Raw genomic sequence first — 15222 nt, forward strand, 5'->3', positions numbered from 1 at the left:
GAACCTACACCAGTTCCACCTTCAACACCAAATCCAACTCCAGTTCCAACACCAACATATACGATGAACTTTGTGTTGGATGGTTATTCAGTTGAATCACAAATAATAAAACAAGGTGAGAAAGCATCAAAACCAGTTGTTAGCCTTAAAGATGATGTGTATACTGGCAGCTATGTACTTTGGTTAGATGATTCAGGAAGTATTTATGATTTCAATACTAGTGTGACTTCAGCGAAGACTTTAATAGGGAAAATTGCTGCAGATGCAACAAATCAAAACATAATAGATATTGTTGCGGATAAGAGTGTTAATGCAATATATATGACTCAAGATATAACACTTGATAAAGGTCTAGCGATTAATAAAGATATTGATGTATTTGGAAATGATAAAAAATTAACGATTACAAATGGTGATGCATTTATCATTAATAATAAAGTAAAACTATCGTTAAATAACTTAACAGTTGATGCGATAGGTACAGCATCTAGAGGTATATCAATCGGATATGACATAGATTTTGATGTTACCTTAAATTCAACAGTATTACTAACAAATGCTAGAGGTATCTCAAATAGTGGTGTTGAAGACAAAACAAAAACTGAAAAAATACAAAGTAAGATAGTCATCAACAACAGCGAGTTAAGAAATAAACGTATTAGTGATCCTGAAACAGATGTCATTTATGATGATACAAGAGGTTTATCGCTCTTTGACTGTATGGGAACAGTATCAATTAATTCAAGTAAAATATATGGCTACCGTTATGGTATCAATGTGAGCGGAGATAACCCACGTGCTCAAGACAATAACTTAGGATTAGATGTAACGGTTTCAAACAGCACAATCAACGCATGGGGAGCGTTTAATATTTGGGATTCTTATGGAAATTATGTAATTAAAGGATCTACCCTAAAAGGAATTAATAAACTAGTAGGTGGTTCAAATTCTTTTTCAACGATTGTTTTAAACAATGATATTTATGGTATATTTGACAATCAAAAAGCATTCGGTAATAAAATGACAATAGAAGATAGTACAGTGACAAATTATCAAAGTACTGACTCTAAATTGTCAGGACTATCACAAAACTTAATTCGAGTAGATTGTGGTTTAGATAAACTTGAATTTAAAGGAACAGTTAATTTAATTGATGCGACAAATTATACAAATAGTGCAATTTATCTCGATGCAATGGATAACAAAGAAGAAGTAGATAACTTTATAAATAATAGTTTAGTGACAACAGGGGCTACTATAAATAGTAAAACTGCTTCTAACAAAGAACTCCCACTTGTGGATAATCCATATGTGATACCAACGATTTCAAATGCAAATATTATGTATAATCAAGAAAGTGAAAATATCGTTGTCGAATTTGATTTAGACAAAGGTTTCATGATGCAAAAATCATGGGGTATTACAGATAATGCAGCTTTAACAAATGCATATACAAAATTATTGGTAAATGGAATTACATGGGAAAAAAATTGGGAGTTAGGAAATGATGTTGTATTAAATTACTATTATTTAGATGATGATAGTAAACCAGTTTCTTTACTCACAAAAGGTGGAAATCCTTTGGTTAAAAATAAATATTGGGATGGTTATTTAAACTATCTTGATGGAACGGAAACAAAACGTTTGGATGCTGGAACATTGATTCCAATGACATATGTTGGTGAAAGAATGTTAAGTAATAGAACATGGAGTACATCAACAAATCCATTTACACAAACAGTAAGTGAAGGTTGGCTAGATGCAGCTCAAGGGCATAAGGTTTATGTAGATATTGTTGTAGTATACAACAATGAAATTATTAAACAAACCATTAGTGTGGATATTCCATATGAAACTTCAGTATGGGATGGTGTGAAAGTTGATACAAGTTGGTTCAAAAATGATAAAAATACATTTGAGTTAATGAATGCTGAACAGCTTGTAGGATTTGCACAACTTGTGAATAATGGAAATACTTTTCAAGGGAAGACAATAAAATTATGCAATGATCTTGATTTGAATAATCAAAATTGGACACCTATTGGAACTAGTGATGCAAAACCATTTATGGGAACATTTGATGGTAATAATAAAGTAATATCAAATCTAGTATGCTCACAAGAAAATTCAGACTTAGGAACAGGTTTATTTGGCTACATGAAAACTCCAGGTGTGATTAAAAATGTAATTGTGAATAATGCAAATCTGAAAGGAAAAGCACGTGTAGGTACCATAATAGGCAGTTACTATACAGGTAATTTAGAAAACTGTAAGGTTCAAGGAAATATCGAAATTATAGGTAACTATAAAGTAGGTGGACTTGCAGGTGAAGGATATGGAACAGTTAGTAATAGCGTAGTTGATGTAAATTCTTCTAGTTTTGTAAAAGGGGTCTACATAGGTAATGATTTTGAAGGTGACAATATAGGTGGTCTAATTGGATTTACAGGTGAATTGAATAGTTCTGCGTTTATGATAAATAATTGTTCATCAAACGTGAATGTTGAAGGAACAAGAAAAGTAGGTGGACTAGTAGGTTTCTTAAACCGAGGCGTAGGTGTTATAAATGGTACAGCCACTGGAAATGTAAGTTCTAATGCGACGAATGACTATATAGCTGCAAACAATATCTCTGTGGGTGGACTCATTGGTGAAACTCTAGGGACAAAGGATATTGTAAGTATTCTTGAAAATTGTTCTGTTGGTGGAATTGTTACAGGACCAAGTATAGATAAAACAGGAACATTAGTAGGATATCTACGAGATGATGCAACGATAATTCGAGTAATTAATTGTACATGGTCTGGGGCATTAGCTGAAGTAGGAAATGGAAATAAAATTAGTGATACAAATGATTACACAAGAGTCACTTTGAATGAAACTAAGGTGGTTAATGAAATAGAGATTGAAAAGGTAGCACCTATTGTCGATGAAGAAAATGAAATTGTACAAGAAAGTGTTCCATCTGAAGAACCTATTCCAACAGAAACTACAGAACCTTCTATGGAACCATTAGAATCAGAAGTAGAAATAGTAGAAGAGATTTTTGAATAAAGTTGACAATATGTAGGTAATCAAGAAACTTTTATAGGGGTAAGAAAGATAAAGGCTAAATCAATTTTCATGATTTAGCTTTTGTTGTAAAGGGTAAATATCACTCAATCTAAGATAGATTTTATTTCAGTTAATAATCTAAAAAGCTCATAAAATTACTAATAATAAATTATATTAAAAGATACAAGCTAGTAAAAATACCAAAAAGAAGTACTAATTTTGTCGTTTTTTAGGGTTTTTATGAGTCTTATAAATAGAGGTAAACAATCACCTTGGAGGAAGAAAATGCGAAACTTAGTTAAAAAAATAAACTATGATTATGGAACTAAAGAATTTTGTATTTACTATCGAGCGGTGAAAGTTTATGTCCAAGAAGATCACTTTTCAACAGAAATGTTGAAAAGGATAATTGATTTCGTTGATTTTTGCGATATTGAGGAAGCGGCAGAAGAATGTATATATAAAGTATTTAAACTAGGCAAAGAAACTTGTTTTGAAAAAATGAAACGTGAGATGATAAAATGAAATTTTCTAAAATTAGTGAGATAAAAAAGAAAGTGATTATTGTTTTTGATTTGTTCACAATGGATGGAAATATAGTGAATTTATTAAAAGAGAACGAGAATGAATATAGTTTAGATTTTCCCAACTTGCTTAGCTTTTATGATGATAGTGAAAAAAATATAGATACATGGATAAAAAACTGTCGCGTATATCTTGGAGAACTAGCAAAAAAATATGATGAAATTACTCTTCTAGGTTATTCAATGGGAGCAATTCTTGCAGGGAATTGCACCACATTACCTTTTATTCAAAAAGTTATACTTATTGAACCATCATATTGGTATATGGAATACCAAGGAGAGAAGAAAGCTTTCTACTCTGAAAAGTTGAATAAGATTTTAACAGATGAGAATATTAATACAGCATTATTTTCAATTGCCTATACCAAGTTAATTAATGAATTTGATGGACAAATTAAACAGGCGGATGCTGAGATATTAATTCTTCAAAAACTTGATGATTATTCAATTGAATCAAAAATGATGAATAGATTATATCGTTATTTGAATAAGCAGAAAGTAAAACTAATACAAGTTGGAACAGAAGAACAAGATTTTTTATTGGATGAAAAAACAAGAAATATGATGAAATTATTAATCAATAATTTCTTAGGTGATTAGTAAGGAAGTGATGATATGAGAAATATACCAGATTGGGTACTTTATAATTTAGAACGATACAATAATTGTTTACTTGAAAAAAAATTAGTTAAGCGATTTGGAGTGCCTACAATATTAAAGGAATTAGAAGCAATAGGATTTAAAGGAAGTACAATTGAATTAAGAAATGGTAGTTACATTGCAGAAGTAAAACACATTGATCCAGAATTACGATTAATTCTAAATAAATATTAATCGGAAAAAGCAAATAAAAATAGGTAGTCACTTTACTAATTAGTATAAGGACTACCTATTTTATTATTATTTATTATTGTTGTGTTATATGTTCAGTTTTTTGTAAATCATTTTGTACACATAGTTTAGTACTTACACTAAGAACTAAATTACGGATAATGTGGACAGCTTCTTTACCTTCATCTAGACTTGGTGTGTGTTTGAAGGGTTGTCTCAAACACAAACTTTTTAAGCAAAGCTCAAATTCATTAATGAAATAATTATAGGCTTGTTCATCAGGATACAAAGAAACTTGATAGCGAAAAAGTGATGAAATCTCTTGTAAACTGAATACTTGCTTCATGATGCATACCACAATGAGGTAAGCTAAATGTTTGTTTGAATATCTTTTGTTTTTAGGTGCTTCAACAATTTCTTGATTTACATAATTATTAATCATTGTTTTTGTAATGAAACTGTCTTGTCCTGAAATCATTAAGAAATCTAATGTTTGTTCAAGATAATCAACAACTTGATCCATATATAAATTCAGACTTGGTAACTCATTCCAACGTGGAAGATGTAAAGATTTAATATCTTGTTTAGATAAATACATAGTGGGTCTTCCTTTCTTTGTTATCATTATAAGTAATTTCAATATGTATAGTCAAATAAGAGAAGAAGTGAAGATAAAAAAGGTGTATAGTTAAAGCAAGAAATGGAGAATAATTAATGAAAAGATATACGATTAAAACAAACACTGGGTATATAGTTGAAAATTTAAAAAATGAAGATAATCAATTTTCTGGTGAAGCAATTAATCAACTTGCCAAGTATGAAAATATGGTAGAAATTATTCTTCAAGAACAAAAAGAATTACAAGAAAAAATTGATAACTTAAAAAATCCTGACTCCAATAAAGTGCATTGGCGAGTTAAAGAATTAATGGGAAAAAAACTGACAAACAAGGGAATCTTACTTGCACTTAAATATCATGGAATAGAGGTTGAAGAATGAAATTAAATGAAAAGACATTAAACAAGAAAATTGTATTTGAAGGGAAACTCATATCTGTTCGCCATGATGAAGTAGAACTTCCTAATCAAGAACTTGCGATACGTGAAGTAGTGGAACATCCAGGTGGAGTTTCAGTTGCGATGTGTAATGAACAAGGACAGTTTTTTATGGTGTCACAATATCGGTATGCTCAACAAAAAGTACTCCTTGAATTTCCAGCAGGGAAACTTGAATATGGAGAGGATACCTTTGAGGCCGCTAAACGAGAGATTGTGGAGGAAACAGGGTATAGTGCTAAAGAATATGTCTACTTAGGGAAAATGATTCCCACAGGGGCTTATTTGGAAGAGAAAATCGAAATGTATTACGCGCATGTTGATGAATATAAAGGACAGAATTTAGACCAAGATGAGTTTATAAATGTGTCAATGAAAACAATTGATGAATTAGTAGCAATGATAATGAATAAAGAAATCGAAGATGGTAAAACAATAGCAATGACATTTATGATTAAAGAAATCATGGCAAGAGAAAAGAAAAAATGATACACTAATACAGTCAGTCGCGATTCCCTGACATAAAATAAAACAAGGAGGTTTTTTCATGAACAAAAGATTAAAGGAATTTACCATTATAGCAATGATTGCGGCAATTTATGCTGGCACATCGCTTGCTCTAGCACCAATCTCTTACGGCCCGATTCAAATTAGAGTTTCTGAAGCATTAACATTATTGCCAATTATTTATCCGCCATCAATATTAGGTGTTACATTAGGATGTTTCATTACAAACTTAGTTGGTGCGATGACAGGAATGAATATTCTTGGTTTCCTAGATGTGTTTGTTGGAACACTTGCAACATTTCTAGCGGCGGTATGTACGTATAAGCTAAGAAAGATTGAGTTTAAGGGTATGCCACTTTTAGCAGCAAGTATGCCAGTAATATTCAATGCCATATTTATTGGTATGGAATTAGCGATTGCATATTTCCCTGCAACAATCATGATGGGTTTTGCGATTAATGCGTTTCAGGTAGGATTGGGAGAATTATTAGCTTGTTTTGTAGTAGGACTTCCATTGATAAATGTTTTAAAGAAAACAAAATTATTTAACGAAAAGATGTAGAAATTGAGGACTTCCTCATTTCCACATCTTTTTTGCAAGATTGGTTTTTAATTGCTTTGCGACAAGAACTAGAATATCTAACTCATTATTTAATTTATTATTGATAGCTTCTTTATTTTGAACAACTATTTCAGTTAGGGTTGTGCTTATATCGGAATTTAATAAGACACGAGCATAATTAATTCATCAGAAAAAGATGGCTTATCTACCGATAAGCCATCTAAATAATTTCTTTTATTTTACTTCAATATAGCTTGCAAGAAGCATAGATGCAGGAACAGAACTATTCAAAGTACTTGTATATGAACCCTTTCCAAGTGGAAGTGCATAGAGTGTGATTGTATCTTGAGCATAGACATCAACGTTTCCAATGCAGTAAATAAAATAAGTAAAGTTACCAAAATTGTTAGAACCTAATAATAGTGTATGAGGCAAATAAGCATCTTCATAAAACTGTGCTTGATGAATGCGAATATTATCAATCTTCACCAATTTATCTCCAAAAGAAGAATGAGATTTGTCTAAATGTTTCGGCTCGATTGTCAAATCTATATAGTCTTGTATTTGCTCAAATGATTGCGCTGGGAAGAAATCAGTGTGCTCACTTAAGAATGTATTTGATTTTTCTGGTATTGGAAAAGGTGCTGAATCATTTGTGCTAAGCATTACGATAAATTCTTGAAGTGTTGGTGTAAATGTACCATCAACCCATGTACCTTCTATAATAGCAGTTGAAAATGATTTATCTTCAAATTCTTTTTTTCCTTGACCATTGAATGTACCGTTTGCAAAGTCTCCAATATATGAATATTTATGACCATCTTCGGCAGTTGTATAGAACTCACCATGACCACTTGCAATACCATCTAAAGTATCTCCTTTAAACTCACCAACACGAGTAACTATTTCATCAATGCTTGTTAATGTAACAATATAATTATTAGCTTCTAATTTACCAGATCCTTTTAATTCACCATTTTCAAAATTTCCTTCATACTTAATACTAGTAGTTCCATCATCGAAGATGAAGGTTGCTTCGCCATTTGGAATGCCTTTGATTAATGTGCCTGTGTATTTACCAGTGTATTCAACGTCTTGTATTTTAACTGTTATTTCTTTGTCAGTTACATCTTTTTCGTCTGAACATCCAGTTAACATTGATAAAACAAGTAAACATGTAAGTAATATTTTTTTCATTTTTTCTTCTCCCTTATGGTGTTCATTATATCATCGGAATAATTTAATGTGTAGCACTAGATTTTCGTAACTTTATAGGATGCTAAAACCATGTTATAATTGGTGAGAAATGATGGTGATAAGTATGAAAAAAGGAATTTTTATTACATTTGAAGGACCTGATGGTAGTGGGAAAACTACTGTTTCAAAAGGTGTTTATAATAAATGCTTAGAAATGGGTATGGATGTAATCTATACTCGTGAACCAGGCGGTATTGAAATTGCTGAGGAAATAAGAAAGATTATTCTTGATCCCAAAAATGTGACCATGGATAGTAAAACAGAAGCATTACTTTATGCTGCCAGTCGTCGTCAACACCTTGTCGAAAAAGTAAAGCCAGCATTGGATGAAGGCAAAATAGTTCTATGCGATCGTTTTGTGGATAGTTCATTGGCTTACCAAGGATGTGGAAGACATTTAGGGATTGATGAAGTTTGGAGCATTAATAATTTTGCTATTGAAGGCTTTATGCCAACAAAAACAATATATTTAGATATCTCTGCCGAAGAAGGACTAAAACGAATTGAATCAAGAGAATTTAAAGATCGTTTAGACCAAGAAGCTATTCAATTCCATATTGATGTACAACAAGGATATAAACAAATAGTAGAAAAATTCAAAGACCGTATGGTTATTGTGGATGCATCGAAAACTGTAGATGAAGTTATTGATGAGGCTACAAAACGCGTCTTGGAGATAATTCATGCTCAGGGATAAAATCATAAAAACTCAACCCATTGTCTATAAAACATTAAACAATGCAATTCAGAGTAAGAAATTTGCCCATGCTTATTTATTTACCGGACCTAAGGGAACACCTAAAAAAGAAGCTGCATTATGGTTTGCCCAAAGTTTAGTCTGTGAACACAAAGTAGATGGATTTGCATGTGAAGAATGTGATACATGTCGCCGTATTCACGAAGAAAATTATGCTGATTTAATTGTATTGGATGGGACGAAGAGTTCAATAAAAAAGGAAAGTATATTACAACTTCAAGAACAGTTTTCAAAAACCGCATTAGAAAAAAGCGGAAAGAAATTTTATATATTAGATACTGCAGAAAACGCAACTACAGAGGCATTGAATAGTTTATTAAAATTTTTGGAAGAGCCAAATGGACAAGATACGCAGGCAATCTTAATTGTTGATAGTATCGACCGATTATTACCGACAATTATTTCAAGATGTCAAATTATTCCCTTCAAGCCATTGAAGTCAGAAAACTATTATGATGAAGCAATTCAAGATGGTATGGATATTCTAGATAGTTATATCTTAAGCAATCTAGTAAAAGATATTGACCTTATGAAACAAACACAAGAGACAGAAGAATATCAAACCGCTCTTGTTGCAGTAGAAAGATTTGTCACACAGTTTGACCGTGATATCGATCGCTTCTTAGTTTGGTTTGAAACTGAAATATTAGGGAATAAAGATAAAGACAAAGAGATTTATAAAATGTTTCTAGATATTTGTTTATTATTCTTCCGTGATGTTGTATCGTTAAAAAGTGAACAAAGTGGTTGGTTTGGAAAAGAAGTAAAGCGTGTTGCGGAAAAGAAGTATGCAATTGATAGAATATTATTAATATTATTAGAGAGTAAAGATAAATGTAATCGAGCTTATAACTTACAATTATTAATAGAACAAATGATTTACCAAATAAAGGAGGTCTTGTAGATGGAAGAAGAAGTAAAAATTACAGAAGAAGTTGAACAAACTTATACTGAACAACATTTTGAACATGTTGTATCAATACGATTTAGAAACGGTAATAAATGTTATTCATTTGGAACAAATGATACAACGATTGAATATGGAGACTATGTTGTTGTAGAAACTGCAAGGGGAACTGAAATGGGTGAAGTAGTTAGCTCACTTCGCGAAATCGAAACGGTTCAAATTAACACACCACTAAAACCAGTTCTTCGCAAAGCAACAAAAGAAGATCGTGATACATATGCAGAAAACATTCAATTATCAAAAGAGGCACATGAATTTTGCCAAAAAGAAATTGAAGAATTAAAGTTAGATATGAATTTAATTAGTGCAGAATATACACTAGATCGCAGCAAAGTTTTATTTGTTTATGTTGCTGATGAACGTGTAGATTTTAGAGAATTACTAAAACGTTTAGCAAGTGGACTTCATTGTCGAATTGAATTAAGACAAATTGGTTCTCGTGATAAAGCTAAGATTATTGGTGGAATTGGACCATGCGGTATGGAAACTTGTTGTTCACGTTTCATGGATGAATTTGATGTTGTTTCAATCAATATGGCAAAAAATCAATTGCTTGCGCTCAATGTACAAAAATTGTCAGGGCAATGTGGCAAATTGATGTGTTGCTTAAAATTTGAAGATGAAGCATACAAGGAACTAAGACAAGGTTTACCTAAACTAAATGCTCAAGTTGAATATGAAGGGAATACATACCGTGTTACTTCAATGAATGTCATTTCTAAACAAGCAAAGCTTGAAAATAGAGAATCTGTTCAATTCATTACATTAGATGAATTAATCACAAAAGCAAAAGTAAAAAAAGTTGAACAAAATCAACCGAAGAAGGGGGCTGAATAGCCTTGGTACATCGTCAAAAAAGCTTTGAAAATGAAAAGCCAACATGTTATTTAGTGCCTACACCAATAGGTAACTTAGAAGAAATGACACCACGGGCTGTTGAAATATTGAAAACAGTAGATGTGATTGCGTGTGAAGATACTCGTAATTCATTAAAAATATTTCAACATTTTGATATTCATACACGTTATATTCAACACCATAACTTCAATGAACAAGAATCAACCAAAGGAATTATGCAATTATTGTCACAAGGAAAAAACATTGCGATAATCTCAGATGCAGGCTATCCATGTATTAGTGACCCTGGTCAAGTACTTGTTAGTCAAGCAATTGCGATGGGCTACAATGTAGTTCCTTTATCTGGTTGTAATGCGATGTTGAATGCGTTGGTTGCATCTGGTTTACCAACTCAGCCATTCACGTATATTGGTTTTCTTCCTGCAAGTACAAATGATTGCATTAAGGAACTGAATAAGATTAAAGAATTACCAACAACACTTGTATTTTATGAAGCACCACACCGTATTGAGAAAATGTTAAAAAATGTATTGGAAGTTTTTGGTGATCGTAAGATATGTGTAGCACGAGAACTAACAAAGAAACATGAAGAGTTTATTCGTGGACTTTGTAGTGAAGTAATTGAAGAAGTCAAAGAAATTAAAGGTGAAATTGTTGTCGTCGTTGAAGGCTGCAACAAGGATTTAAAACCAGCTATTGATATGGGTGAAATTGCTTTCCTTGTTGAACAAGAAATCGCAAGTGGATTGAGTAAATCAGATGCGATTAAATCAGTCGCAAAGAAAACAGGAATGTCAAAAAATGAAATATACAATTATATTCATCAAAATTAAGACCTTCGGGTCTTTTTTAATAGCTCAATTGACATAACAAATCTACTCTTGTAGACTGATAGAGAAGTAATGGTTAGACATTAGAGGTACTTATGAAATTGAGATCAATATTAATTAGTATCTTATTGATTATCTTACTCATCTTGATTATTGTGGTGAGTTTTGAATTTATTCCAAGATTTATGTAGGAAGAATTCTTTTGAGGGTAAATATTCTTCTATTTTCAATGGGTTAATCCTCTTAAAATAAGTTAAAATAGAAATATAGTTTTATGGAGGTAACTTATGTGGGGTTTGATTGCGACATGGAGAATGTCAAAAGATGGTGTTGAAAAAGGAATTGAAATTCTTAAGAATAATGGAAAAGCTGGAGATGCAATTGAAACAGCGATAAAAGAAGTTGAAAATTATGCATTGTTTAAATCAGTTGGGTTTGGTGGTCTACCAAATGAGGAAATGGAAGTAGAATTAGATGCAGCCTACATGGATGGAGATACCCTTGATGTTGGCGCTATTATGGCAATCAAAGATTTTGCGAATCCAATTAGTATCGCAAAAGAATTAAGCAAAGAAAAAGTAAATTGTGTTCTTGTATCATCAGGAGCAGAAAAATATGCCCAAAAAGCAGGATTTGAACGCAAAAACATGTTAACAAATCGGGCTAAAGCTTTTTACAATGAAAAGAAACATCTCATAGATAAAGATGATTTAAAAGCTTACGATGGACACGATACAGTGGGTATGGTTTGTCTAGACAGTTCTAATACACTTGTAGCTGCAACAAGTACGAGTGGTCTATTTATGAAGAAAAAAGGTCGGATAGGTGATTCACCACTAATTGGTTCAGGTTTTTATGCAGATTCCAATGTTGGTGGTGCAACTGCAACTGGTTTGGGTGAAGACTTGATGAAGGGATGCATTTCATATGAAATAGTTCGTCTTATGAAAGCGGGTTATCATCCGCAAGAAGCATGTGAAAAAGCAGTGTTTGATTTGGATCGTGAACTTAAATTAAGAAGAAAACAAGCTGGAGATTTATCGGTTGTAGCGATGAACAAAAAAGGTGAATGGGGAGCAGCAACCAATATCAATGAATTTTCATGTGTTGTACAGACTGAAAAAGAAGGTTTACAAGTTTATGTCATAAGAAACAAAGAGGGCAAGATTGATAAACAACAAGCTACAGATGCTTGGACAGAAGAATATATGAAGAATGAAATTGGTTATGTAGATGAAGAGAAATGGAGCAAATAAATGACGATAGTAGAAATATGCTGTGGTAGTGTTGAAGATTGTATTGCAGCAGCGCACGGTGGTGCAAATAGAGTAGAACTTAATAGTGCACTCCATATGGGTGGCTTAACGCCAAGTGTTGCGAGTTTAAGACTTGCTAAACAATATACAAATATACCAATTGTAACAATGGTACGACCACGTTCAGCTGGTTTTTGTTATAGTCATACGGATATAGAAACAATGCTCTTAGATGCTAAAATATTATTGGAAAATGGGGCGGATGGAATTGCCTTTGGATTTCTACATGAAAATGGTTCTATTGATATTGAAAATACAAAGGCAATGATTAAATTGATCAAGTCTTTTGGAGAAGAGAAAGAAGCAGTACTTCATCGAGCTTTTGATTGTGTATCAGATCCGTATGAAACTATTGAACAATGTATTGAGTTAAAAATTGATCGTATCCTTACAAGTGGATTAGAAAATAAAGCAACAGAAGGTAAAGACCTAATTAAAACACTAATTGAAGAGTATGGAAATGAAATTGAGATTCTTGCAGGAAGTGGAATTAATGAAACTAATGTGAAAGAGTTTATTGAGTATACAGGAGTGAAGCAAATTCATTCATCATGTAAAGAATGGTTAATTGATAAAACAACAACAATGAATAATGTGAGTTATGCATACCATGAAAAATATGATTATGAAATTGTTAGTGAAGAAAAAGTAAAAAAATTAATAGATCAATGTAAATAGACTTTTAAAAGTCTATTTTTAATTTGTATAGGTGATAAAAGATGAATTTTATAATTTGCTTGTGTTAATGGTAACTAGTTACTATAATATAAGTAACATGTTACTGTTATAGAGGTGAATTCATGGATATTAAGGATTTAAGTAAGAAGCATTCAAATACACGTGAGAATCAAATCAAAGGAATTTTCGCTAATCTTTTTTTAGTGCAAAATCGTCTTCAAACGGAATTTGATAATAAGATGGATGTAATAACATTAAAACAATTTATGTTGTTGATTATGATTAAACAATCTTACGAGTTTAAAGAAGAAATAACTCTAACAAAGTTAGGTTCTTTATTGGGGTGTTCACGACAAAATGTTAAGAAACTTGCACTCCAACTGGAACAAAAGAAATTTATTAAGATAATACCAAGTAAAGTAGATAGTCGTGCAAGTAGTATTCAACCCTTGAATTTATTGCATAAATATTTTAAAGAAAGAAATGAAGAGAACATGAAAATGTTAAGTGTTATTTTTAGTAAATATACCGATAAAGAAATTGGTAAATTTTACAACTTATTAGACAAACTTCATGAAGGGGTAGAAGAATTTGAAGACTATGAAAAAGATTAAATACATTTTGTTTGGAATCATGTGTTTTATTGCCCTTGTAATTATCACAACTTCTATTCTTGCTAATCAAAGCATTAAAGAGATACATATCAACAATGTTGATTTGTCAAAGATTGAGGATGGAACATATTTAGGTGAGTATTCTAATTCTCCAGTAAAAGCCCGTGTTGAAGTAAATGTGGTTAACCACAAAATAACTGAAATCAATTTATTAGAACATGTTTATGCATTAGGTGAAAAAGGTGAAGTAGTACTTCAAGAAATAATAGCCAAACAAACATTAGAAGTGGACATGAAAACAGGAGCAACAGTTAGTAGTATGACAATTGTAAAGGCAATTGAGAATGCCTTAGAAGGAGAAAAATGAAACAAGGAATTGTAATATATGGATCACATTATGGAGCGACAGAACAGTACGCAAGAGAAATTGCAAAACAAACAGGATTTGAATGCATACAATTTCAAGATATAAAAAGTTTAGAAAACTATGACACAATTGTTATTGGTGGTGGACATTATGCTGGTGGAATTACAGGGTTAGAAAAAACAATGCAAAAACTTCCTAGCCAGCCAGTTGATGTATATATCTATAGTGTAGGGTTATCAAGTAAGACGAAAGAAAACCTTGAAAAAGTAAATGAAGCGGTAAGAAAAATAGTGCCTGAAGAAAAAGTAGAGGATAGTCATGTTTTCTACTATCGTGGAGGTATGGATATGAAAAAACTTAGTTTTATACATAAAACAATGATGAGAATGATGATTGGAATGATTAAGAAAAAACCAGAGAATGAACTAACAAGTGATGACCAGGGGGTAATTGACCTTCCTAATAAAGCAGTTGATTTTGTTGATGTTACACAAGTAAATGACTTGGTAAGAATGATTAAGGGATAGCGATATTCCTTTTTTAGTAGGAATTTTATAAGAACTATAATAAAAAGCAAATATTAAATAAAAATTATAGATTTCCTATTGCAAAAGGATAAAATCGTGCTACAATGATAATGGTTATCAATAAGGGGGTGAGTACTATGATCTATAGACATACCAAACAACGTCAAGAAGTATTGGATGTTATCCGTGGAGTTAACCATCATATGACTGCAGATGAAGTCTACCAAGAAGTAATTAAGAAGAATCCTAATGTAGGAATTGCGACAGTTTATCGTAATCTTAATCGTCTTGTAGAATTAGAAGTAATTAGTCGTATTGTGGATAAAGACATAAGCTATTTCGATGGCAATGGTGAACCACACCATCATTTACGATGTGTACGATGTGGAAAATACCAAGATGCGCCCTTAGAATACAATTCTAAATTGGATAAGCAAATGGTTGAAGCAAACGATATC

General features: G+C 31.8%; 19 protein-coding genes. 17 read left to right on the forward strand and 2 right to left on the reverse strand.

What is annotated here, in order from left to right; genetic code table 11:
• From RSB60_RS07485 to RSB60_RS07500, 4 genes are all read left to right on the forward strand, one after another.
• Positions 1-3054, forward strand: a 3054-nt coding sequence (locus RSB60_RS07485) for a hypothetical protein (RefSeq protein WP_332615500.1), incomplete at its 5' end; no start/stop codon positions are given.
• Between the two features lie 285 nt (positions 3055-3339).
• Positions 3340-3579: a hypothetical protein gene (locus RSB60_RS07490; protein ID WP_332615502.1), complete on the forward strand. Its 240-nt coding sequence runs from the start codon at positions 3340-3342 to the stop codon at positions 3577-3579.
• A complete protein-coding gene (locus RSB60_RS07495; protein WP_332615504.1) occupies positions 3576-4238 on the forward strand; it encodes a hypothetical protein in 663 nt (220 codons plus the stop codon). The genes RSB60_RS07490 and RSB60_RS07495 overlap by 4 nt, the downstream gene beginning before the upstream one ends.
• 15 nt (positions 4239-4253) lie before the next feature.
• Complete coding sequence (locus RSB60_RS07500; protein WP_323382356.1) at positions 4254-4472, forward strand: hypothetical protein; 219 nt, start codon at positions 4254-4256, stop codon at positions 4470-4472.
• A 73-nt stretch (positions 4473-4545) separates the two neighbouring features.
• Here RSB60_RS07500 and RSB60_RS07505 read toward each other — a convergent pair whose 3' ends face one another.
• Positions 4546-5067 carry a DUF1836 domain-containing protein gene (locus RSB60_RS07505; RefSeq protein WP_332615506.1) on the reverse strand — a complete coding sequence of 174 codons (522 nt, stop codon included), beginning with the start codon at positions 5065-5067 and terminating at the stop codon, positions 4546-4548.
• Between the two features lie 116 nt (positions 5068-5183).
• Between RSB60_RS07505 and RSB60_RS07510 the strand changes: the two genes are divergently transcribed.
• From RSB60_RS07510 to RSB60_RS07520, 3 genes are read left to right on the forward strand one after another with little or no spacing between them, the layout of a single operon-like run.
• Positions 5184-5468 (forward strand): hypothetical protein, encoded by a 285-nt coding sequence (locus RSB60_RS07510; protein WP_332615508.1) that lies wholly within the window; start codon positions 5184-5186, stop codon positions 5466-5468.
• Entirely contained in the window at positions 5465-6013 is a 549-nt protein-coding gene (locus RSB60_RS07515) for an NUDIX hydrolase (protein WP_332615510.1), read from the forward strand. The genes RSB60_RS07510 and RSB60_RS07515 overlap by 4 nt, the downstream gene beginning before the upstream one ends.
• Before the next feature lie 58 nt (positions 6014-6071).
• Complete coding sequence (locus tag RSB60_RS07520) at positions 6072-6593, forward strand: QueT transporter family protein (protein ID WP_332615512.1); 522 nt, start codon at positions 6072-6074, stop codon at positions 6591-6593.
• A gap of 234 nt (positions 6594-6827) precedes the next feature.
• Here RSB60_RS07520 and RSB60_RS07525 read toward each other — a convergent pair whose 3' ends face one another.
• Positions 6828-7790 (reverse strand): hypothetical protein, encoded by a 963-nt coding sequence (locus tag RSB60_RS07525; protein ID WP_332476145.1) that lies wholly within the window; start codon positions 7788-7790, stop codon positions 6828-6830.
• Positions 7791-7914: 124 nt separating this feature from the next.
• Between RSB60_RS07525 and tmk the strand changes: the two genes are divergently transcribed.
• The 10 genes from tmk to RSB60_RS07575 form a co-directional block, all read left to right on the forward strand.
• Entirely contained in the window at positions 7915-8547 is a 633-nt protein-coding gene (tmk, locus tag RSB60_RS07530; protein ID WP_323382364.1) for a dTMP kinase, read from the forward strand.
• On the forward strand, positions 8534-9511 hold the full coding sequence (locus tag RSB60_RS07535; RefSeq protein WP_323382365.1) for a DNA polymerase III subunit delta: 978 nt from the start codon (positions 8534-8536) through the stop codon (positions 9509-9511). The genes tmk and RSB60_RS07535 overlap by 14 nt, the downstream gene beginning before the upstream one ends.
• Positions 9512-10411, forward strand: a complete 900-nt coding sequence (locus RSB60_RS07540; protein WP_323382366.1) for a PSP1 domain-containing protein — start codon at positions 9512-9514, stop codon at positions 10409-10411. It abuts the gene before it with no gap.
• Between the two features lie 2 nt (positions 10412-10413).
• Positions 10414-11265 (forward strand): 16S rRNA (cytidine(1402)-2'-O)-methyltransferase, encoded by an 852-nt coding sequence (rsmI, locus tag RSB60_RS07545; RefSeq protein WP_323382367.1) that lies wholly within the window; start codon positions 10414-10416, stop codon positions 11263-11265.
• A gap of 284 nt (positions 11266-11549) precedes the next feature.
• Entirely contained in the window at positions 11550-12518 is a 969-nt protein-coding gene (locus tag RSB60_RS07550) for a N(4)-(beta-N-acetylglucosaminyl)-L-asparaginase (protein ID WP_323382368.1), read from the forward strand.
• Positions 12519-13256: a copper homeostasis protein CutC gene (locus tag RSB60_RS07555; protein ID WP_332615515.1), complete on the forward strand. Its 738-nt coding sequence runs from the start codon at positions 12519-12521 to the stop codon at positions 13254-13256.
• Between the two features lie 122 nt (positions 13257-13378).
• The gene (locus RSB60_RS07560; protein ID WP_332615517.1) at positions 13379-13870 is read left to right on the forward strand and encodes a MarR family winged helix-turn-helix transcriptional regulator; all 492 of its coding nucleotides are present in this window, start codon (positions 13379-13381) and stop codon (positions 13868-13870) included.
• Entirely contained in the window at positions 13857-14237 is a 381-nt protein-coding gene (locus tag RSB60_RS07565; RefSeq protein WP_332615519.1) for an FMN-binding protein, read from the forward strand. Before RSB60_RS07560 ends, RSB60_RS07565 begins: the two co-directional genes overlap by 14 nt.
• Positions 14234-14764 carry a flavodoxin domain-containing protein gene (locus tag RSB60_RS07570; protein WP_332615521.1) on the forward strand — a complete coding sequence of 177 codons (531 nt, stop codon included), beginning with the start codon at positions 14234-14236 and terminating at the stop codon, positions 14762-14764. The genes RSB60_RS07565 and RSB60_RS07570 overlap by 4 nt, the downstream gene beginning before the upstream one ends.
• A gap of 137 nt (positions 14765-14901) precedes the next feature.
• Positions 14902-15222 (forward strand): Fur family transcriptional regulator (locus RSB60_RS07575; RefSeq protein WP_332615523.1); only part of this gene is annotated, 321 nt, incomplete at its 3' end.

Origin of the sequence: Anaerorhabdus sp. (genome assembly GCF_036657415.1) — a bacterium.
Classification (GTDB): domain Bacteria; phylum Bacillota_I; class Bacilli_A; order Erysipelotrichales; family Erysipelotrichaceae; genus Anaerorhabdus.